This is a genomic window from Vagococcus fessus, assembly GCF_003987565.1.
In the GTDB taxonomy this organism is placed as follows: domain Bacteria; phylum Bacillota; class Bacilli; order Lactobacillales; family Vagococcaceae; genus Vagococcus_D; species Vagococcus_D fessus.
Map to the genome: position 1 here is coordinate 139746 of NZ_NGJY01000004.1, position 18851 is coordinate 158596.

General features: G+C 35.6%; 19 protein-coding genes. 9 read left to right on the forward strand and 10 right to left on the reverse strand.

The features are described 5' to 3' along the window. Positions 1 to 29: 29 nt before the first annotated feature. From CBF31_RS09815 to CBF31_RS09830, 4 genes are all read right to left on the reverse strand, one after another. Complete coding sequence (locus CBF31_RS09815; protein WP_126832558.1) at positions 30 to 851, reverse strand: NUDIX domain-containing protein; 822 nt, start codon at positions 849 to 851, stop codon at positions 30 to 32. A gap of 129 nt (positions 852 to 980) precedes the next feature. After that, the gene (gloA, locus tag CBF31_RS09820; protein ID WP_126832560.1) at positions 981 to 1355 is read right to left on the reverse strand and encodes a lactoylglutathione lyase; all 375 of its coding nucleotides are present in this window, start codon (positions 1353 to 1355) and stop codon (positions 981 to 983) included. 59 nt (positions 1356 to 1414) lie between these two features. Beyond that, positions 1415 to 2791 (reverse strand): HD domain-containing protein, encoded by a 1377-nt coding sequence (locus CBF31_RS09825; RefSeq protein ID WP_126832562.1) that lies wholly within the window; start codon positions 2789 to 2791, stop codon positions 1415 to 1417. A 4-nt stretch (positions 2792 to 2795) separates the two neighbouring features. Beyond that, positions 2796 to 3650 carry a lipoate--protein ligase family protein gene (locus CBF31_RS09830; RefSeq protein ID WP_126832564.1) on the reverse strand — a complete coding sequence of 285 codons (855 nt, stop codon included), beginning with the start codon at positions 3648 to 3650 and terminating at the stop codon, positions 2796 to 2798. 181 nt (positions 3651 to 3831) lie between these two features. Here CBF31_RS09830 and CBF31_RS09835 point away from each other — a divergent pair, with 181 nt between their 5' ends. From CBF31_RS09835 to holA, 6 genes are all read left to right on the forward strand, one after another. Then, positions 3832 to 4272 carry a YwiB family protein gene (locus CBF31_RS09835; RefSeq protein WP_170167942.1) on the forward strand — a complete coding sequence of 147 codons (441 nt, stop codon included), beginning with the start codon at positions 3832 to 3834 and terminating at the stop codon, positions 4270 to 4272. 100 nt (positions 4273 to 4372) lie between these two features. Then, positions 4373 to 4972, forward strand: a complete 600-nt coding sequence (gene rpoE, locus CBF31_RS09840) for a DNA-directed RNA polymerase subunit delta (RefSeq protein ID WP_126832568.1) — start codon at positions 4373 to 4375, stop codon at positions 4970 to 4972. Positions 4973 to 5039: 67 nt separating this feature from the next. After that, the gene (locus CBF31_RS09845; protein ID WP_170167943.1) at positions 5040 to 5711 is read left to right on the forward strand and encodes a helix-hairpin-helix domain-containing protein; all 672 of its coding nucleotides are present in this window, start codon (positions 5040 to 5042) and stop codon (positions 5709 to 5711) included. A 100-nt stretch (positions 5712 to 5811) separates the two neighbouring features. Then, complete coding sequence (locus tag CBF31_RS09850; protein ID WP_126832572.1) at positions 5812 to 6324, forward strand: ComE operon protein 2; 513 nt, start codon at positions 5812 to 5814, stop codon at positions 6322 to 6324. Continuing rightward, complete coding sequence (locus CBF31_RS09855) at positions 6284 to 8653, forward strand: DNA internalization-related competence protein ComEC/Rec2 (RefSeq protein WP_126832574.1); 2370 nt, start codon at positions 6284 to 6286, stop codon at positions 8651 to 8653. Before CBF31_RS09850 ends, CBF31_RS09855 begins: the two co-directional genes overlap by 41 nt. 77 nt (positions 8654 to 8730) lie before the next feature. Next, positions 8731 to 9756 (forward strand): DNA polymerase III subunit delta, encoded by a 1026-nt coding sequence (holA, locus tag CBF31_RS09860; protein WP_126832576.1) that lies wholly within the window; start codon positions 8731 to 8733, stop codon positions 9754 to 9756. A gap of 40 nt (positions 9757 to 9796) precedes the next feature. Here holA and rpsT read toward each other — a convergent pair whose 3' ends face one another. Further along, positions 9797 to 10051, reverse strand: a complete 255-nt coding sequence (gene rpsT, locus CBF31_RS09865) for a 30S ribosomal protein S20 (protein ID WP_126832579.1) — start codon at positions 10049 to 10051, stop codon at positions 9797 to 9799. Between the two features lie 206 nt (positions 10052 to 10257). Between rpsT and CBF31_RS09870 the strand changes: the two genes are divergently transcribed. Then, a complete protein-coding gene (locus CBF31_RS09870; protein WP_126832581.1) occupies positions 10258 to 11274 on the forward strand; it encodes an inorganic phosphate transporter in 1017 nt (338 codons plus the stop codon). 21 nt (positions 11275 to 11295) lie between these two features. Here the strand turns inward: CBF31_RS09870 and CBF31_RS09875 are convergent, their stop codons facing one another. From CBF31_RS09875 to CBF31_RS09885, 3 genes are all read right to left on the reverse strand, one after another. Beyond that, the gene (locus CBF31_RS09875; RefSeq protein WP_126832583.1) at positions 11296 to 13179 is read right to left on the reverse strand and encodes a heavy metal translocating P-type ATPase; all 1884 of its coding nucleotides are present in this window, start codon (positions 13177 to 13179) and stop codon (positions 11296 to 11298) included. A gap of 213 nt (positions 13180 to 13392) precedes the next feature. Next, a complete protein-coding gene (locus CBF31_RS09880) occupies positions 13393 to 14040 on the reverse strand; it encodes a pentapeptide repeat-containing protein (protein WP_126832585.1) in 648 nt (215 codons plus the stop codon). A 121-nt stretch (positions 14041 to 14161) separates the two neighbouring features. Continuing rightward, positions 14162 to 14998 carry an undecaprenyl-diphosphate phosphatase gene (locus tag CBF31_RS09885; RefSeq protein ID WP_126832587.1) on the reverse strand — a complete coding sequence of 279 codons (837 nt, stop codon included), beginning with the start codon at positions 14996 to 14998 and terminating at the stop codon, positions 14162 to 14164. A gap of 255 nt (positions 14999 to 15253) precedes the next feature. Here CBF31_RS09885 and CBF31_RS09890 point away from each other — a divergent pair, with 255 nt between their 5' ends. After that, complete coding sequence (locus CBF31_RS09890; RefSeq protein ID WP_170167944.1) at positions 15254 to 16609, forward strand: APC family permease; 1356 nt, start codon at positions 15254 to 15256, stop codon at positions 16607 to 16609. 15 nt (positions 16610 to 16624) lie between these two features. Here CBF31_RS09890 and CBF31_RS09895 read toward each other — a convergent pair whose 3' ends face one another. Both CBF31_RS09895 and CBF31_RS09900 read right to left on the reverse strand, forming a co-directional pair. After that, positions 16625 to 17260, reverse strand: coding sequence for an MBL fold metallo-hydrolase (locus tag CBF31_RS09895; protein WP_126832591.1), 636 nt, complete (start codon positions 17258 to 17260; stop codon positions 16625 to 16627). 71 nt (positions 17261 to 17331) lie between these two features. Then, on the reverse strand, positions 17332 to 18087 hold the full coding sequence (locus CBF31_RS09900; protein WP_126832593.1) for a MerR family transcriptional regulator: 756 nt from the start codon (positions 18085 to 18087) through the stop codon (positions 17332 to 17334). 134 nt (positions 18088 to 18221) lie between these two features. Between CBF31_RS09900 and CBF31_RS09905 the strand changes: the two genes are divergently transcribed. Beyond that, positions 18222 to 18827, forward strand: coding sequence for a DUF5052 family protein (locus CBF31_RS09905; RefSeq protein ID WP_126832595.1), 606 nt, complete (start codon positions 18222 to 18224; stop codon positions 18825 to 18827). The last annotated feature ends 24 nt before the right edge of the window (positions 18828 to 18851 follow it).

Consider the following 18851-nt stretch of genomic DNA (forward strand, 5'->3'; position numbering starts at 1 on the left):
TTCAACCATTATGGTTGAAGCCCTTTTGTTTATTCAGCTAAAGGTTTTAGACGGTAAATCTTAGATGGTCGTCCAATTCCAGTGGCGCGTTGACCGATTTCTTCGAGATGTGGAAGCAAAGCTTTTTTAAAGTTTGAATGGTCAATGGCTTTAAAATCTAGACCTAAAAATTTAGCAAATACTTTGCGAGCTTCTGCTACTGAGAAATCGTCGCCTAGAACTTGTAAAACTTTAGGTTCATGGTACATTTTGTTTAAAACACGATTGAAGGCTTTCAAAATAATTTGGTCATGGTCAAAAGCTAATGTCTCTTTACCGATAGATAGATTGGTTTCTAAATCCAACACAATCGCATCGTGTTCGTCATTTTCAAGTTTTAATAAATTATCTTCACGTTTGAAGGTAAACCATTTAGCGGCTTTCGCATCATCACCAGCAAATAAAGGTTCTTCTCCGATAAAGGCAAGATAACTTACAGTAATCACCCAGCCACGAGGGTCACGGTTTGGTGTACTAAAGGTATGAAGCTGTTCGATATTTTCATGGGTAATGGCGACACCAGTTTCTTCTTGAGTTTCTCTGATACAACTTTCTTCAGTAGACTCACCGCGTTCTACGAAGCCTCCTGGGAGTGCCCATGAAGATTGGTAAGGATGGGTGTTACGTTGAATTAGTAAAATTTTCAGTTCATCATCTTTACGGTTATAACAAAGTAAGACATTGTCGATCGTAACAGATGGTGTGTCGTATGTCGGTAAATCTTGTTCAGCGTACCAAGTTAAGAATTCTTCTTCGGTCGCTTGACTTTCATAGTAGTGTTTTTCCGCTTCTTTAGAAGGAAAGTCTTTCATAAAGACAACCATCCTTTCGTTTAATAGTTAGTATCATTGTAACAGAAAAGTCTAGTCGGTTAAACTCCTTTAAGACGATAATCCGCGTAATAAAATGGACAAAAAAATAAGACCGTTAAGGTCTTATTTTTATTTGTAGCGAATGACTTCGATTTTGTAACCATCAGGGTCAACAATAAAGTAGTATGATGGTGGAACGCCAGGAAGTGCTTTTAAGTCAGTCACTTCAAAGCCAGCTGCTTTATGTTTAGCATGCAATCCTTCTAAATCTTCAGAAGCGATGGCAATATGACCGTAGCCATTACCTAAATCGTAGCCCTCATGTCCGTAATTATAAGTTAACTCTAATTCATAATCATCACCAGGTAATGTTAGGTAAACTAAAGTAAATTTGTGTTCTGGGAAATCACGGCGGTTTGTTTCTTCAAAATCAAAAGCATCTTGGTAGAATTTAACTGACGCTTCTAAATCTTTAACGCGCACGCATGTATGTGCCATTTTCATATCGTATCATCCTTTCATGTTTAACGTAAGATAATTGTAGCATAGAAAAAGAGAAGCCTCTAGTTTTCAGTCTGACGTGAACTTGGTTCAACGACTTGGCCATTTAAAAGATGGGCTTGAAAGTCTCTAAGACTATCTGAGAATAAAGAACTTCCTGAATCATCAAGCATCTCTTTCGGGAAGAAGAAACGCTCATCCCCGTGAGTTTGCCCCGCTAAAGCAGCAACTAAGGCACTAGCTTTAGATAATTCTACTAAAGACCCATCTTTTTGAATTAATTCGATTTGAGTGCGGTTTTTAGTTTGGTTTGGTCGGTAAAAATCATAGGGTAGGTCATAGCTAGTATTGACAGCTGTATATGATTTTGAATTAAAGCCTACAGTTTCAATTAAACGTGTCATCTCTTTTATAAGTGTTGCATCTTGTTCAGGATTAACACGTGCAGATTTCAATGGTTTTCTATTTAAAAAACGAGCTGCTAAGTCGCTAAGAATCGGGTCGTTATCATCTAGCCACATCGTAAAGTAGGTATTAAGCACACCGTCATCTAGTTTTAAATAATCTTCTAAAGTATAGTTATTTTCAAAGAAAGGAACGAGAAGTCCCGCTTGTTTTTGATGATAAGTGTGATCATGTTCATGTAGATAGGTTCCTCGTTTTAAGAGGTGGTCTAAGATAATCTCCATTCCTCTAGAAACAGGGTGGAAATAAACTTGCATATACATTTGGTAACGACTGACGATATAATCCTCAACGGAATGCATCCCATTAGCTAAGAATGTAATCCCATTTTTATAAGGACGAATTATTCGTAAGATACGAGTTAAATCAAATGTGCCATACTGGATACCAGTGAAGTAAGCATCTCTCAATAAATAATCCATACGGTCCGCATCAATTTGACTTGAAATCATTTGGACAACCTGTTGATTAGGATAGTTTTTTTGAATGACACTCGCGACTTTTTCGGGAAATCCTTCTTCTACTTTATTAAGAATTTGAAAAATTTCAGTTTCTGGTGACGTTAAAATTTGTACCGTAATTTCTTCATGATTGGTATCAAATATACCTTCAAACGTGTGAGAATAAGGCCCATGTCCGACATCGTGGAGTAGCGCAGCGCATAATGTCACCAGTCTTTCTGAGTCGTCCCAGCCATTCTCTGGGTCCTTTTCAATAGAATAGTTTTGCGCAAAGAGGTCACAAATTTGTTGTGTAATTTCATAAACGCCTAAAGAGTGTCCAAAACGACTGTGTTCACCACCATGAAAGGTTAGTGAAGTTGTACCAAGTTGTTTGATTCGGCGTAGTCTTTGAAATTCTTTTGAGTTAATTAGGTCAAGAATAACTTGATGGCTAACGTGAATATCATCATGAACAGGATCGCGAAAGACTTTTTCAATCGTTAAAAGCTGCTCTTTATAAGGTGTCATCATAGTGTTAATTCCCTTCCATTAAGTCCGTAATAGGCAGATTTCTTTTTTGCATGTTAGCGACAAATTTTTGGAAGTCATCGTAAGTATTAGTCTCATCTAGATAAGCTTGGAATGAATAGGGTGCTACATTAGCTTTAAAGACGAACTCGCTCGCTGCAATTAAACGAGCTTTGACATTATCAGTGGTTAAGTCGGTTTGGAATAAATCAGATAAAGTAGCCATCGAACTAGGGTCTAAATAGGGATAACCATTTGTACCGAAGTCTTCTTTTAGTCCGTCTTTATAAAACTGTTTAACAAGTTCGCCACGGTCGTTTTGAGTCCCTGATACGCTTAGATAAATCATAACAGCTATTCCGTTACCGATACGGCGTTGTGAGATACCAGCAAATTTCTTATCATGAATACTCAAATCGTAGTCTCCAGGACAATACGATTGAACGATTTCTTTGGCTTCGATAGGCAGTTTAAAATCAGAAAAAGCAATTGAAATAATTTCTTTCATCATTTCATAAGCATCGGGCACACTTTTTTTATTATCAGGATCATTGGGAATAATAAATGAAAAATTTAGGATACCATCATCTGATACTACCGCTAGACCGCCAGAATTGCGAGCTAAAAAATCATACTGAGCGTTTTTAAAAACAGTGAGTCCATCCTTCAGAAATGGCAGACGCGTGTCTTTCATTCCTAAAATCACAGTAGGTTCTGTTTGCCAAAAATGAATAAAAGAATGGTGTAATTTATCGGCTTGTCTGATGAATAAATCAGTTGCCGCAAATGGAGCAAGTGCTCCAAGTATAGGGTCATTTGGTTGGTCCAATAAAATAAGATTGGATGATTGTGTTAGTGTCATGAGTTATTAACCTCGTCTTTCATAGAAAGTAAGTGTAGTGTTTTTTGTCTCTTTTCCTATTATATACGATTTTAAAAGGAAATGTGACTATCTGGATTTAGAGATTTAAAATAAGAAAACTTGAAACTATTGGCAAAAGACTATAAGATAAGTAAGAAGAAAAAAGTAGAGGATGACAGCTATGAAAAATGGAAACCCGATTAACATAAAACTAGCAACAACAGTGGTACAAGAAGGAACAGAAGAAAAACATAACTTTGATGTCGCTGGCTTTTCAGTAGAAAAAGGCGGACATACTTATTTACGTTATGAAGAAACACATCAAGTAGAAGGCAATCAACTGACAGTTCCTGTGACCATAAAATTAGCAAGTGATGGTATGGTTCATCTAACGCGTACGGCAGCAGGTCAACGCATGAAATTTGTCTTTTCAGAAGTAGAACCAACAATGACACATTACGCGACACCATATGGCATGATGCCATTAGTGGTAAAAACAATTTCAATGACTCGTTCTATTGAAAATGAGGGAACAAGTGGAACACTAGTTGTGGATTATGAATTATATCAAGATGAAGAAAAAGTAGGCGATTATAATTTAAACCTAGTTTTTTCAAAATAAGAAAATCGCATTAAAATAGGATAAAAATACAAGTTTTAATTGCATTTTATCCTCAAACTATTGTATGATAAAGAGTAGACTACGAAAGGACGTGTGCCGTTTGGAAATAAAAGCTTTTGAAGGTGTCATTAAAGAAGAATTATCAATGATTGAAGTAGCACATGCTATTTTAGAACAACGTGGAGATGTTATGGACTTCTCTGATTTAGTTAACCAAATCCAAAATTATTTAGGTAAAGCAGATAGTGAAATCCGTGAAAACTTACCACAATTTTATACAGATTTAAATATTGATGGTAGTTTTATCTCATTAGGAGAAAATCGTTGGGGATTACGTTCATGGTACCCAATCGACTCTATCGATGAAGAAGTATCTCACTTAGGTGAAGACGAAGATGAAGATGCTCCTCGTCGTAAAAAACGTAAAAAAGTAAATGCATTCCTAGATATGAATGATGAAAATGCGATTGACTACAACGATGATGATCCGGAAGATGCAGATTTAGTTGCTGATGACGATACTGATTACATCGATGACGAAGATGATGAAGAAGAAGAAATCGCAGAGTACAATAAAGATTTATCTGAAATTGGTGCGGACACTGATGACGATGAAGAAGAAACAAACATTGAAGATCAATTAACTATCGTTGATGAAGATGATATCGACTATGACGATACAGATGAAGACGAAGAGTAAAAGTTTTAAAGCCTAGCTGAAAATGCTAGGCTTTTTTTGCGTACTTTTATTAAAAGGGGGAGGGAAAATGTATGATAAGTTAGCGAACGCATCTCTTAAATTTAAGATTATTTTTAGCATAAGTGGGAGTATAGCGGTGATAGTGATTGGTGTAATAGGGTACAACTTGATGATAACTGGAATTAAAGAGAGTACTCAGACTGATACAACAGAAGAAACACTTTGGCAAAAAGATTCAGAGGTTACAGTTAAGGCAGATCAAGAATCAGAGGCATCTAGTCAAACGAAAGTCGTTATGTATGCAGATATAAAAGGAGCGGTGAAAGAGCCAGGCGTATATGAAGTGACTGAGAATATGAGGGTGACTGATTTAATTCAAGTTGCAGGTGGAGTTTTAAAAGAAGCTGACCCTAATCAAGTGAATTTTTCACAACTTGTGACAGACCAGGCTGTTATTTATATCCCTAAAAAAGGAGAAGAAGTACCAGTAGCCCTAACAGAAAATCAATCAACTAGCAAACAAGAGGGAGTCACTTCAAAATCAGAAGGAAAAGTTAACCTTAATACGGCTACAAAAGAAGAATTAGAATCAGTTTCTGGTATTGGTGAAAAGAAAGCAGAAGCGATACTAGCCTTTCGTGAGGAGAATGGAAGCTTTAAAACAGTAGAAGATTTGAGTAATGTATCAGGTATAGGTGTTAAAACAGTCGATAGACTTAAAGAGGGATTGACGGTTTAAAATTTTAAAGAAAGGATTGAATAACTCGGATATAAGTTGCCAGTCCCCCTTCTTACCTATACAATAGTGGTATTAAGAATAAAAAGGATAGGTGAGGTCAGTGACATTTCAACGAATCCCGTGGGATCAATATTTTATGGCGCAAAGTGTTTTATTATCATTAAGAAGTACATGCTCTAGATTGGCTGTAGGAGCAACTATTGTAAGAGATACGCGTATTATAGCGGGAGGATACAACGGTTCAGTTAGTGGTGATAGCCATTGTATAGATGAAGGGTGTTATGTTGTAGATAATCACTGTGTTAGAACGATTCATGCAGAGATGAATGCTATTCTTCAATGTGCAAAATTTGGTGTACCAACGGAAGGGGCCGAATTATATGTGACTCATTTCCCTTGTTTACAATGTACCAAAATGATTTTGCAAGCAGGTATTACTAAAATCCATTATCTAACGGATTATCGTAATGATGACTATGCTATAAAGCTGATTGAACAAGCAGGTGTAACGGTTGAAAAGGTTCAACTCTCAACGAAATATTTTGCAGATATTCAATTTGGGAATAAAGATATTGTTAAAAACTTTAATAACGATTTGTTTAAAGAAGATTAAGCAATTAGATGGATTAAAAGGGTACCTTGTATTTCCATGTTTTTGTATGGTATTCATCAATTTTATTGTATTGAAAAGTAGCCTTATTGCAGTTGCAGTGGGGCTTCTTTTCTTTGTACGTATTTTATTAAGTCGAAATAAAATCATTCAGTTTACGTGTATAATTACGATTGTTATAAGCTTAATTATATTTTTTACGGTTGCAAAAAAAAGTACGGCTAACAAGTTATTAGCTAAAAAAGCAAGTACTATCACCGCCATTTTTAGAATCAATCCTAATTCGATAAAAGTGAATGGTGAATCTGTAAAAATGCAAGGTGAGTCTATCGAAGGGAAGCAAAAGTATATTATTTCTTACTATGTCAAAACAGAAAAAGAGCAGTTGTTTTTCAAAAAAACAACTGATTTTATTAACATTAAGGCAACAGTAGATTTGACAGAGCCTCAAGGAAAACGTAATTTAGGTTCATTTGATTATAAAGAATTTTTAAATCAGCAACAGATCTATCAACAGGTAAAGATGAAGCAAATAATTAGTATATCTAAAGGAAATATAGAAAGTTTGTCACCCTATCTTAGTATTATTCGGAGTCGTTTATCTCATCATATAGATAAAACTATGACGAAGAGTGTAGCCATGTATGTGAAAAGTTTATTTCTAGGTTTAAAAGATCAAGAATTCAAACGGAATCAAGAGGCTTTAAGTCAATTGGGCATTCTTCATTTTTTTAGTATTTCAGGATTACATGTCTTCTTTTTTCTAGGCCTTCTAAGGTATATCGCATTTAGGCTTGGGATGATAAAAGAGCATATCTATTGGTTAGAACTTGTTATGTTATTTTGTTTTTTTATTATTTCAGGTTCGGCAACAAGTGTAGGCAGAAGTGTTTGCTATAGTGTGATCAGTTTGAGTAATGCAAGATTTAAGCTAGCATTTAGTCAATTAGACTGCTGGGCACTGACCTTAATTATTTTTCTTATATCGTCACCTTATATACTGATGCAAGCCGGTGGGATTTTCTCTTTCAGTTTGACCTTTTTTATGATTTATCTAAATCCAATCTGTTCGTCGTATTCTTCTCGTGTTTTAAGAGAAGTATACTTTTCAAGTTGCTTAACTTTATTTTCTATTCCGACGTTGTGCTACTTTTTTTATGAGTGGAATGTGGCAGCTTTTGTTTTAACGCTGCTATTAGTCCCTATTTTTAGCACGCTCTTATTACCAATGTTAGTTATTGTTCTCATTATGAGCTTTATTTATTTACCACCTATTCTATTGACTATAGCAACCCTTAGTCTAAATAAATTAAATAATACGTTTGATTATATTAACCAAATTAATCTGGGAAAAATAATGACTGGAAAGATACCAATTGGCCTTTACCTCCTAACCCTAATCTTTATTTTAATTTGGTTAGGATTAGAGAAAAGAAGAGTTGGACGCTCCATATTATTGTTAGCGATAATTGTATTATTACCTTCGGCGTTTAAGTGGTTTAATCCAATTGGGCAAGTTGCTTTTGTAGATGTAGGACAAGGTTCTGGCTTAGTTATTGACTTACCTTTTCATAAAGGAACCGTTCTAATTGATACAGGGGGAGAAAAATCAGGGAGAGCGTATAGTCCCGATGACTGGCGTTATTATGATGGGGCAAAAAGCCAGGCTGATTATACTGTTATTCCATTCCTAAAAAGTAGGGGAGTTACAACTGTAGATAAAGCTTTCATTACCCATGGGCATGCGGATCATTATGGTAATCTCTTAGAAATAAACAAGGTAATTCCTATTAAACAAGTACTATTTCCAAAAGGAGCAGTTAATCAGGTTGGTTTTTCCAAGGTTGTGCAGCAGTTAATAAAGAATAAAGTAGAAGTGAAAAATATAATGAGAGGAGTACGAACTGAATTTAGGGGGATAGAATTTAACAGTTTGTATCCTATTGATGTTGGTGATGGAGCTAATAATGATTCATTAGTGATGAGTATGCGCTTGAAAGACAAGCGATTTTTATTGATGGGAGATTTAGAAAAAGAAGGCGAAGATAGATTGTTGGGAGTGGAATCGAATCTTAAAGCTGATATTTTATCTGTAGGACATCACGGAAGTAAGACTTCAAGTAGCACACTTTTTCTGAAACAAGTCAGGCCACAAGTTGCTATTATTTCATGCGGTCTTAATAATAAATTTGGACATCCTAATGAAGAAACGTTAATAAGTTTAAAAAAAATAAAGGCTACTGTTTATAGAACGGATCAAGAAGGAATGATTTATTTTAATTGGAACGGTTGGTCATCAAAACTCTCTCTTCCAAATACTGTGATCGAGTGAATAGGGCTAGGAAAAACAAGGAGATAATGATAGGATAATAAGAGGTAAAAGGGAATAATTATAGAGGGTGATTAATAATGAGCTTACAACAAGAAATTAGTAAAATAAAAGCAGGTAATTTGGCACCTATCTATTTAGTCTTAGGTGAGGAACGTTACCTAAGTGATATGTTCAAGCAAGCATTGTTAGATGTGATTGTAAAAACAGAAGATGATGAATTAAATGCTGCAAGTTTTGATATGAAAGAGACGACGTTGGCCTATGCTTTGGAAGAAGCGAATACGATTCCATTTTTTGGAGAGTACCGGTTAGTAGGAGTGGAAAACCCATTTTTCCTGACAGGTGAGAAGAATAAAAGCGGGATAGAGCACAACACAGATGAGCTTGTTACATATTTAGAGGAGCCATCACTATCAACCGTTCTTGTTTTCTACGCACCGTATGAAAAGTTAGACGAACGAAAAAAAATAGTTAAGCTTTTGAAGAAGAAAGCGACACTTATTGATGTTTCTAAAATGGAAGAACGTGATGTAAAGAATTATACACAGCAAGTTATCAAAAATGAGGGCTATGAGATTTCTCCTGAAGCTTTTGAGTTGTTTCTACATTTGACTGATATGGAATTGTCTAAGATTATGGGAGAGTTGACGAAGATTTTCTTATTTGCCTCAGAAACAAAACAAATAACGAAAGATATGGTTGAAAACCTTGTGCCGAAATCTTTGGAGCATAACATTTTTGCTATGATTAACTATGTTGTAGCAGGACAAAGTGATAAAGCACTGATGCTTTATAAAGACCTGTTGTTACAAGGAGAGGAAACAATCAAGATTAATAGTATTTTGATTGGTCAGTTCAGATTATTATTACAACTGAAAATCATGCAAGCAAGTGGTTATCAACAGAGCAATATGTTAGATGTTATAGGAGGCCATCCTTTCCGGATAAAAAAAGGAATTCAACAAGTTAAAGCATTCGATTTGGAAGAACTTAAGAGAATTTTAGGTGAGCTAGTAGAAAATGACTATAAGATGAAAACAGGGCAGTTATCCAAAGAACTGGTCTTTGAATTATTTATTTTAAAGTTTGGAAAAGCAAAATAGAGCAATAAAAAAAACCTTAATTAACTTAAGGTTTTTTTTATTATTTAGCTAATTTAGCGTGTAAACGTGATTTATCACGAGCAGCTTTGTTTTTATGGATAAGACCTTTTGTTTGAGCCATATCAATAGCACGAGCAGCAACTTTGTATAACTCTTCAGTGTTAGCCGCACCAGCTTCTAAAGCTTGTTCGTATTTTTTGATTGCAGTACGCATAGTGCTTAATTGTCCAGAGTTTAACTCATTAGATTTTTCAGCTGTACGTACACGTTTGATAGCAGATTCAATATTTGGCATGTATTTCACCTCCGATGATTATAAATTTACATTCAACAGGTGCCGAACGTAACTCAACGTTACAATTATACCTAATGATTATCGAGTTTGCAACAACTATTTATACACTTTTAGTGCTGATTTGCTAGATAGGTTATTGTTCTAATATTTTTTAAAGCTATGTTATTATAAGGGTAAATAAAATAACACATTACGAGGTGATTGAGATGAATGCGGCTTTAATCGTAACACTAATATTAACAATGGGAGTAATTTTTGTAAATGGGTTTACAGATGCACCAAATAGTATAGCGACAGCTATTTCAACGAAGGCATTAAAACCTAAGACAGCTATTTTAATAGCAGCTGTCATGTGCTTCTTAGGTGCACTTACTATGACATTTATTAATGCTGAAGTAGCGGAAACAATTAGTAATATTGTAACATTTGACGAGGGAACAGGTTCACAAGCGCGCATTGCATTAATGGCCTCTCTTTTTTCCATCGTAACATGGGCTTTAGGTGCATGGTGGTTTGGTATCCCTACAAGCGAAAGTCATGCTTTAGTTGCGGGGTTAACAGGAAGCGCTCTAGCGTTAGGAGGCATTGGTTCAGTTAATTCGGCAGAGTGGTTAAAAGTAGGAATAGGATTAGTAGTCTCTACAATTGTTGGTTTTGGCGGCGGTTGGCTAATGACACGTTTAATTCAACGTTTTGTAAAAGACCCTACCAGTAAAAAAAATAACGAACGCTTTAAAGGTTGGCAAATTTTGGGTGCAGTAATGATGAGTTTTATGCATGGTATGCAAGATGGGCAAAAATTTATGGGTGTCTTTATGTTAGGGCTTTACTATAACGGTTTAGCAGAGATGAATGGTAATGGAGGATTTACGATTCCGATTTGGGTCATGGTGTTATGTTCCGTTACAATTGGATTAGGTGTAAGTTTTGGTGGCATGCGTATTATTGAAAATTTAGGTGATATGGCTGAAATTGATACTTATCAAGGGTTTAGTGCTGATGTCTCTGCCGCAGCGGCCCTTTTAGGAGCAGGATTGTTCGGAGTTCCGATGTCAACAACTCAAACTAAAACAACTGCTATTATGGGCGTTGGAGCGGCACGTGATACATCTTCAGTAAAATGGAGTACAGCGAAAGAAATGATTTTAGCGTGGGTGTTAACATTCCCTGGATGTATGGCTATCGCATATTTCATAACACGAGTATTTTTATTAGTATTTTAATCAAAATAAAAACCACAGATTTTAATCTGTGGTTTTTTGTGTGCGTAAAAGTCTTAAACCATTAAGAATAACTAAAATGGTACTGCCTTCGTGACCGATAACGCCAATCGGTAAGCTGATAATTTTGAAGAAATTTGAAATGATTAGCAAACAGATGACACTAACCGAGAAAATAATATTTTGTGTCACGATACGTTTTAGTTTTTTTGATAAGCGATGTGCCATTTGAAGTTTACTGATATCATCTTGCATTAGAACAACATCGGCAACATCGATAGCGATGTCTGTTCCTTGTCCCATAGCCACACCAATTGAAGCGTTGGCAAGAGCAGGGGCGTCGTTAACACCATCACCAATCATCGCATTGACACCATATGTTTCTTGTTGGGTTTTGATTAAGTTAGTTTTTGTTTCAGGTGTACAGCTTGCATGAATTTCATCAATATTAAGCATTTTTCCAACAGCATTGGCCGTTTTAGGGTGGTCACCAGTCATCATGACTGTTTTAATACCTTGTTCTTGGAAGTATTTAATTGTTGAGATAGCTTCTTTTTTTGGAATATCTAACAAGCCAAAGAATGCTGTGATTTGATTATTTTTAGATAGGAAAATTACAGTTTTTCCTTCTTCTTGTAGTTGTTCAACTGTTTGGATATGGCTATCTTCTAAGTTTTTTGTTGTAGCGAATTCTAAATTACCAATACGCCATTCGGTTTGTTCTTGTAAGCCCAGCATTCCTGATCCTGTCATATCTTGTATGTTAATATTTTGAAGTTGTTCAGTAACGTCATTTCTAAAGTAAGAAGTAACAGCTTGTGCTAGGGGATGTGTACTTGTTTTTTCCATAGCAAAGAGTGTATTTAAACTGTCCTCTTTTTCTTTCCCTTCATTTAGAAAGAAAGCATCAGTTATAGCAGGTTTTCCTTTTGTTAGCGTCCCAGTTTTATCAAAGCTGATCGCTTTTAGGTCTGATAATTGTTCCAGGAATACGCCACCTTTGAAAAGAACCCCGTTACGCGCGCCAGAAGAAATTGCAGCAAGTGTAGCGGGTGTGGCAGAAGCTACTAGTGCACAAGGTGATGCCACAACAAGTAAGACCATACCACGGTAGAAACTTTCGTTCCAAGTCCAACCAAGGAAGAAATAAGGAATTAAAATCATTAAAGGAACAGCAAGTAAAACTATTTTGACATACGTATTTTCAATACGGTCTAAAAAGCTTGATGTTTTTGACGGTGTATTTTGAGCCTCTTCAACTAGTTGAACGATTTTACTAAATAGAGTATCTGAACTATTTTTAGAAACAGTCATTTCAAAGGCATTACCAAGATTAATTGTTCCAGCAAAAACATCTTCCCCTACAAATTTTTCAACGGGAAGAGATTCACCGGTGATAGAAGCTTCGTCACATAAGACGTCACCTTTTATAATCATACCGTCAATCGGAATATTAGCACCTTTAGGAACTAGTAAAGTTTCACCGATAACAAGTTCTTCTACAGCAACCTCTTCTGTAGATTGATCAGGCAGCAAGCGAAGCGCATTTTCTGGCTGCATTTCTAGTAAACTATATATTTCTCGCTTACTTTTGTTAGTTGTATATTCTTCTAAAGAACCGCTAAGTGAGAAGATGAAAGTTAGCATGATACCTTCGAACCAATAACCGATTAGGCAGGCACCAATCGCAGCCAAGGCCATAAGTAAATCGACACTTAGATGTTTTTCTTCAATTGTTTCTGTAATACCTTCTTTAGTCTGGAAATAGCCTCCAATAACCATACCCGTAACAAAAATAAATGGGGCAAGTCCATTGTTAGTCTTATCTAGGACCCAGCCAATTACCATAAAAATACCGCAGAGAGCAGTAGAAATCATTACTTGTTTTTCATGTGATAGTTTTGTCATTAATAGTCACTCCTTTTTTACTATCTTTAGGATAACAAACTATGAGAAAAAAGAATTATAATTGACCTTAACTGATAATGATAGTCCTTATCATTAGAGATAAATTATAAAATTAAATATAAATAAAAGGATTTATGAGGGTTAAATTACATTAAAGATAATGATAATCGTTATCGTACATATTATAATTATTCTAAATAAGAAGAGAGGGTTTTACATATATGAAATGGATTCGTCACGTGTCATAAAAAAATGAATGCCCGTAGTCGAGTCTACCCATCTATCTGGATTAAAATTTGATACAGTGACGTACTGACCAACTGTGTAGATAAAAGAATCATCAACGTAAGAAGTTGCTTCAGAATACGTCATCTTTAAATCAGGACTTTTAATAGAAAGGACTTTTGCTTTTGAACAGCGACAGGTATCATTTGTGGCAGATGACCTCAAAGCATCTTCAGTAATAAGGAGTTGGACGATGCGCTCCCCGTAACAATTTTTAAATCCTAAAAAAGGACCATTCTCTGGACATTTTTGATGAAAGTAACGTGTCGAAGGTGTTGTAATGACGGAATCAAGTTGCGTATTTTCTAGACGCGCGCAATAAAAATTTGCATCGCTAAGATTAGCCTTTGAGAAATTCGAACCTAAACAATCCGCTCCTATGAAAGAGCAAGAAGAAAGAATGGTGCCAATAAAGCAGCAGTTTTGACAGAGGGTGTTGTCAAACCGTGTACCCGTTAAGTCACTGTAACTAAAGTCGACATGTTTAAAAGTATAACCTGTAAAGTCTAGGTGACGTAGGTCTTGTTTTGTCCAATCTTCATTAATGTGGATCGTTCTTTCTTGTATAGTTGACATGGAAAGACACTCCTTTACTTTTAAAGTTAATACCTTTATCGTACACCGATTCTTAATAAAAAGCTTTTGATAACCTAAAAGAGAAAATAAAAAAGAGCAGAGAATTCTCTGCTCTTTTCATTTAAGCTAACTGGAAGAACCAGTAGCCGATTAAGATTGCACCAAGGATGATACGATACCATCCGAAAGGTTTGAAGTCGTTTGTTTTGATAAATTGTAGTAAGAAACGAATAGCAAATAATGATACGACAAATGCGACCACACAGCCGACAAGTAAAATCATTCCTTCATCAAAGCTGAATGTATTTCCTTTAACAAAATATTTAACAAGTTTTAAACCACTTGCCCCAACCATAACAGGGATACTTAGGAAGAATGAAAATTCCGCTGCAACAAAACGTGAACAGCCAATTAACATTGCACCAATGATAGTAGCACCCGAACGTGAAGTCCCAGGCATAAGAGCAAGCACTTGGAAAATACCGATAATCACAGCATGTTTGTAGGTGAACTGTGAGAAGTCAGTAATTTTTGCAGTACGAGTTTTGTTCCAGTTCTCTACCACGATGAATAAAATACCGTAGATAATTAACATTAAGGCAATCGGTAAGAATTTATGGAAATTCTCTTCAAACCAATCATCCAAAGGTAAACCAATAATAATAGCAGGAACACATGCAATTAATACTTTCCACCATAGCGTCCAAATCTCATTACGCTCTGTTTTTGTTTTCTTAAATGAAAGAGGGTTTAGGCGGTTGAAGTAAATAATAATAACGGCAATAATAGCCCCTAATTGTACAACTACGTTAAACATCTCTTTGAAATCTGCTGATGCATTTAGGTGTAGAAATTCATCTACTAAAATTAAATGCCCAGTACTACTAATAGGAAGCCATTCGGTAATCCCTTCGACTATCCCTAAAATTACAGCTTTAAATAGATTAAACCAATCCATCTTGTCAGTCCTTCCGATTCAATATTTATAATATACCTCAATTAGTATACCGATTAATGTCATAAAAACCAATAACATTTTAGTAACTTAATAGTTTCTAAAAGAATAGTGGGATAGTAGGCAGTTAACTTTTGAATTAAAACACTTATTTACATTAAAAAATCATTAAAAAAAGAGAATTATTTTCAGAAAAAATATGCTATAATCAATCATTATAAGTTTTGCCACTATATTTTTGACAAAAGGATGATGCGCATGGAAAAAAAAGAGCAACAATTTGGTTTGATGACCGCGATTACAATGATTGTCGGAATTTGTATTGGGTCGGGTATTTTCTTTAAAGGAGACGACATCCTCCGATTTACGGGTGGCAGTGTTGCACTAGGAGTTCTAGTATTGTGTATTGGAGCCTTTAGTATTATTTTTGGAAGCATAAGTTTAACGGAGCTATCAGTGAGAACTGAAAAAAGCGGTGGTGTAGTTGGTTACTTTGAAGAGTTTATTTCAACTGAAATGGCCAGTGCTTTTGGATGGTTCCAGATGTTATTATATTTTCCAACAATTAATGTTGTCGTAGCATGGGCAGCAGGTATCTATACCCTAATGGTATTAGGAATTGAAGGAAGTTTAGAACTACAAATTTTAATAGGATTAGGGTATTTGCTCTTCTTTTATTTTTTAAATTATTTATCAAACCGCTTAGGTGGGTATTTTCAAATTATTTCAACATATGTTAAGTTAGTACCTTTAATTGGGATTGCGTTAATCGGGTTATTCTGGACTAAAGATGCACCAGCAATTCCTGAAACAATGACAAAAGTACCACTGACAAATGTTGGAATGGGGTGGCTTGCAGCACTTGCGCCAGTGGCTTTTTCTTATGATGGCTGGTCAGTTGCGACAAGTATTACTAACGAAGTGAAGAATCCTAAAAAGACAATGCCATTAGCCTTAACAATTGGGCCGCTAATTGTATTAGTCGTGTACTTATCTTACTTTATTGGGCTAACCGGTATCCTTGGACCTGAGTTTGTATTAGCAGTAGGAGATCAAGCTATTTATAGCATTGGTCAATTATTATTTGGTGCTCATGGTGGAACGATTATTACCTTATTTGTTGTTATTTCTGTATTAGGTGTGACAAATGGATTAGCAATGGGGAATTTAAGAATGCCTCATGCTCTTGCAAGTAAAAAAATGATGCCAAACGCAGATAAAATTTTAGGAACTAACAAATTAAAAACAATGACACCCCGTTCATTTAGATTGTCATTAGGTTGTGCTCTTTTCTGGATGTTTATTCATTATTTAACTCAGAAAATGGGAATTATGGCTGGTGGCGATATTAGTGAAATTGCGATTGTCTTCAGTTACATTTGCTATCCGATTTTATATGTAAAAATTATTAAGATGAAACTAAGTGGTGAGATTAAGAGTACGTTTAAAGGATTAATCGCTCCAGTTCTAGGTATTTTAGGCAGTGCGATTATTGTGGTAGGTGGAATTGTATCAAACCCAGTTTATGTTTCTATCTTTATTGTGATTTGTTTCTTAGTTTGTGCTTATGGGTATTACTATTATGCAACAACAAAAAAACGTTCTCTTTCATAAGAGAACGTTTTTTATTTAATTAAAAAATGGATTTGTCACTTTTTCATGACCGATTGTTGTAGATGGACCGTGTCCTGGATAAGCTTTATAGTGATCAGGTAATGTGAATAGGTGAGTACGGATACTTGTTAACAGTTGGTCCATATTACCTGTGTGTAAGTCAGAACGACCGATACTTCCAGCAAATAGAGCGTCTCCTGTTACCACGAATTCAGATTCTGGGAAGATGAAGCTGACACTTCCAATAGAGTGACCTGGTGTTGGGACGACTTTAAATGTCATGCCACCTAGTGTGTATTCTTTCATCTCAAACTCATGCTCAGCAGGAGTCAAGATAAGATCGGGCATATCATTATGACGCAACATTCCTGATAAATTAAGCATAGGGTCGCTTAGCCACGCTTGTTCTAATGGGCTAACATAAACAGGAATAGAATAAGCTTTGCGAATGTCCTCAACAGCTCCAATGTGGTCGTAATGGGTATGCGTTAATAAAATAGCTACAGGTTTACGTCCTAATTCAGACACGATAGCTTGGATTTTATCCGCATCATTTCCAGGGTCGACGATAAGCATAGAGTCGTCGTTATAAATAAAATAACAGTTTTCTTCTGGCGCACCAGAGGTAACAAATGATTTAATTTCAATCATGATAAAACTCCTCTCAATATAAGTTCTCTCTAAGTATACTCAATTAAGAAGCATCTGACAAAAAATAGTGTTTAATTCTGTGTATAGAAAGTAATAGTCTCTACTAGAAACTGCGTTGCTCCTGTTCCGCAGCGCGAGTCATAATAATCAGTAAACTCAGGTGTTATAAGGTACATTTGAGCAAGTCCATGGTGTTTGGCTTTAGAATAATCTCCCCAACTTAGAGTTAGCCACTTTTTGTGAAGCGTGTAGATACAGTAGCTTTCTTCAGAGGGAATAGACAATTCCAAATGATGAGCTAATTTCTCAAGTAAGTTTTGTTCAAGTGCCATCCATTCGTCATACTCATCTTGCGTCCGATTTTTAAAAATAGAATTTGCTTTTTCTACAGCTTCATTCCCATATTTTTGACGGATTTCTTCACCATAAGTCCTTTCATTTTCTTGTAAACGTGAGTCTTTAAAGTGTTGAAATTTTTCTTCGTTTGTCATAAGTAAGTCTCCTTTTTCTGAAGCAATTGTTTGGTCAAGTGTCGCAATAAGATTGGTTAATCGATTGCGTTTTTCGACAAGTGCTAGTCGTTGTTGTTCGAGTAGTATTACTTGGTTGATATCCTGTGCGAGTATATCTTTTATTTGTTCCAATGAAAAATCTAATTCGCGGTAAAATAAAATAGTTTGCAAGCGGTCGACTTCTTTTTGTGTATAAATTCGGTAACCGGAGTCATTGATAAAAGCAGGAGTTAGAAGGTCTAACTCATCGTAATGTCTAAGCGTACGTGGAGTTACGTCTCCTAAAGTTGCTAATTGTTTAATTGTGAAAGTCACTGGCGCCACAACCTTTCTATAGTTAGTATAAAGGGTGACGTTAGGTGAAGGTCAAGCGGAAAAGGATATTATTTCTCATATTAAATAAAAGAAGGTAAACTATAAGTAAGAAATCAAATGGAGGAGATGAGCATATGAGAAGGAATAAAAAAATAACACTAGGGTTGTTAATAATGGCTGTGTCAGTCGTGACATTAAGTGGGTGTCAGAACGTTAGAATGTGGTGGAAAGATTTCGAGCAAAGTTTTAAAGGCTTAGATATGACCATCCGAACATTTGATGATGATAGTCAGATTATAGATAAAATTTCTGGTAAATCGGTGATGATCGAGCGTGACCGCGAATTTGATTCCGATGAAGAAAGTGCCGATTCATCAGTTTTACGTGTTAGTGTTGGGCGTCATGAATTGCATCATGTAGGGTCATCGATGATTGTAGCAGAAAAAGGACTAGATGATGTCTTTGTTGATTATGCACAAAAACATGATTTGAAAAATATGGACCGCTCAGTTCCAATTGTAAATAAAATGGTAGATGAATTTAAAAATTCATTTACTGGTAAGAAGAAAGTCGTATTAATCAGAAGTCAGCTAGGATACCCTTTAGCAACATATGCAGGAAATAAAGTATCGATTTATCAAACAGACGTGCCAAAAAGTACAGGGATTATGATTGATAATCACTACTTATTTATTTACCGTTGTGACTACACAATTTATGATACTGAGTTATTAGAATAAACCCTAAAGATAAGAGGTGACCGT

Coding starts and splice junctions, on each gene's coding strand:
- CBF31_RS09885 (WP_126832587.1), bottom strand. CDS start 14,998: ATGGATTGGTTTAATCTATTTAAAGCTGTAATTTTAGGGATAGTCGAA.
- gloA (WP_126832560.1), bottom strand. CDS start 1,355: ATGAAAATGGCACATACATGCGTGCGCGTTAAAGATTTAGAAGCGTCA.
- CBF31_RS09890 (WP_170167944.1), top strand. CDS start 15,254: ATGGAAAAAAAAGAGCAACAATTTGGTTTGATGACCGCGATTACAATG.
- CBF31_RS09835 (WP_170167942.1), top strand. CDS start 3,832: ATGAAAAATGGAAACCCGATTAACATAAAACTAGCAACAACAGTGGTA.
- rpsT (WP_126832579.1), bottom strand. CDS start 10,051: ATGCCAAATATTGAATCTGCTATCAAACGTGTACGTACAGCTGAAAAA.
- CBF31_RS09905 (WP_126832595.1), top strand. CDS start 18,222: ATGAGAAGGAATAAAAAAATAACACTAGGGTTGTTAATAATGGCTGTG.
- CBF31_RS09875 (WP_126832583.1), bottom strand. CDS start 13,179: ATGACAAAACTATCACATGAAAAACAAGTAATGATTTCTACTGCTCTC.
- CBF31_RS09895 (WP_126832591.1), bottom strand. CDS start 17,260: ATGATTGAAATTAAATCATTTGTTACCTCTGGTGCGCCAGAAGAAAAC.
- holA (WP_126832576.1), top strand. CDS start 8,731: ATGAGCTTACAACAAGAAATTAGTAAAATAAAAGCAGGTAATTTGGCA.
- CBF31_RS09825 (WP_126832562.1), bottom strand. CDS start 2,791: ATGATGACACCTTATAAAGAGCAGCTTTTAACGATTGAAAAAGTCTTT.
- CBF31_RS09830 (WP_126832564.1), bottom strand. CDS start 3,650: ATGACACTAACACAATCATCCAATCTTATTTTATTGGACCAACCAAAT.
- CBF31_RS09870 (WP_126832581.1), top strand. CDS start 10,258: ATGAATGCGGCTTTAATCGTAACACTAATATTAACAATGGGAGTAATT.
- CBF31_RS09845 (WP_170167943.1), top strand. CDS start 5,040: ATGTATGATAAGTTAGCGAACGCATCTCTTAAATTTAAGATTATTTTT.
- CBF31_RS09815 (WP_126832558.1), bottom strand. CDS start 851: ATGAAAGACTTTCCTTCTAAAGAAGCGGAAAAACACTACTATGAAAGT.
- CBF31_RS09880 (WP_126832585.1), bottom strand. CDS start 14,040: ATGTCAACTATACAAGAAAGAACGATCCACATTAATGAAGATTGGACA.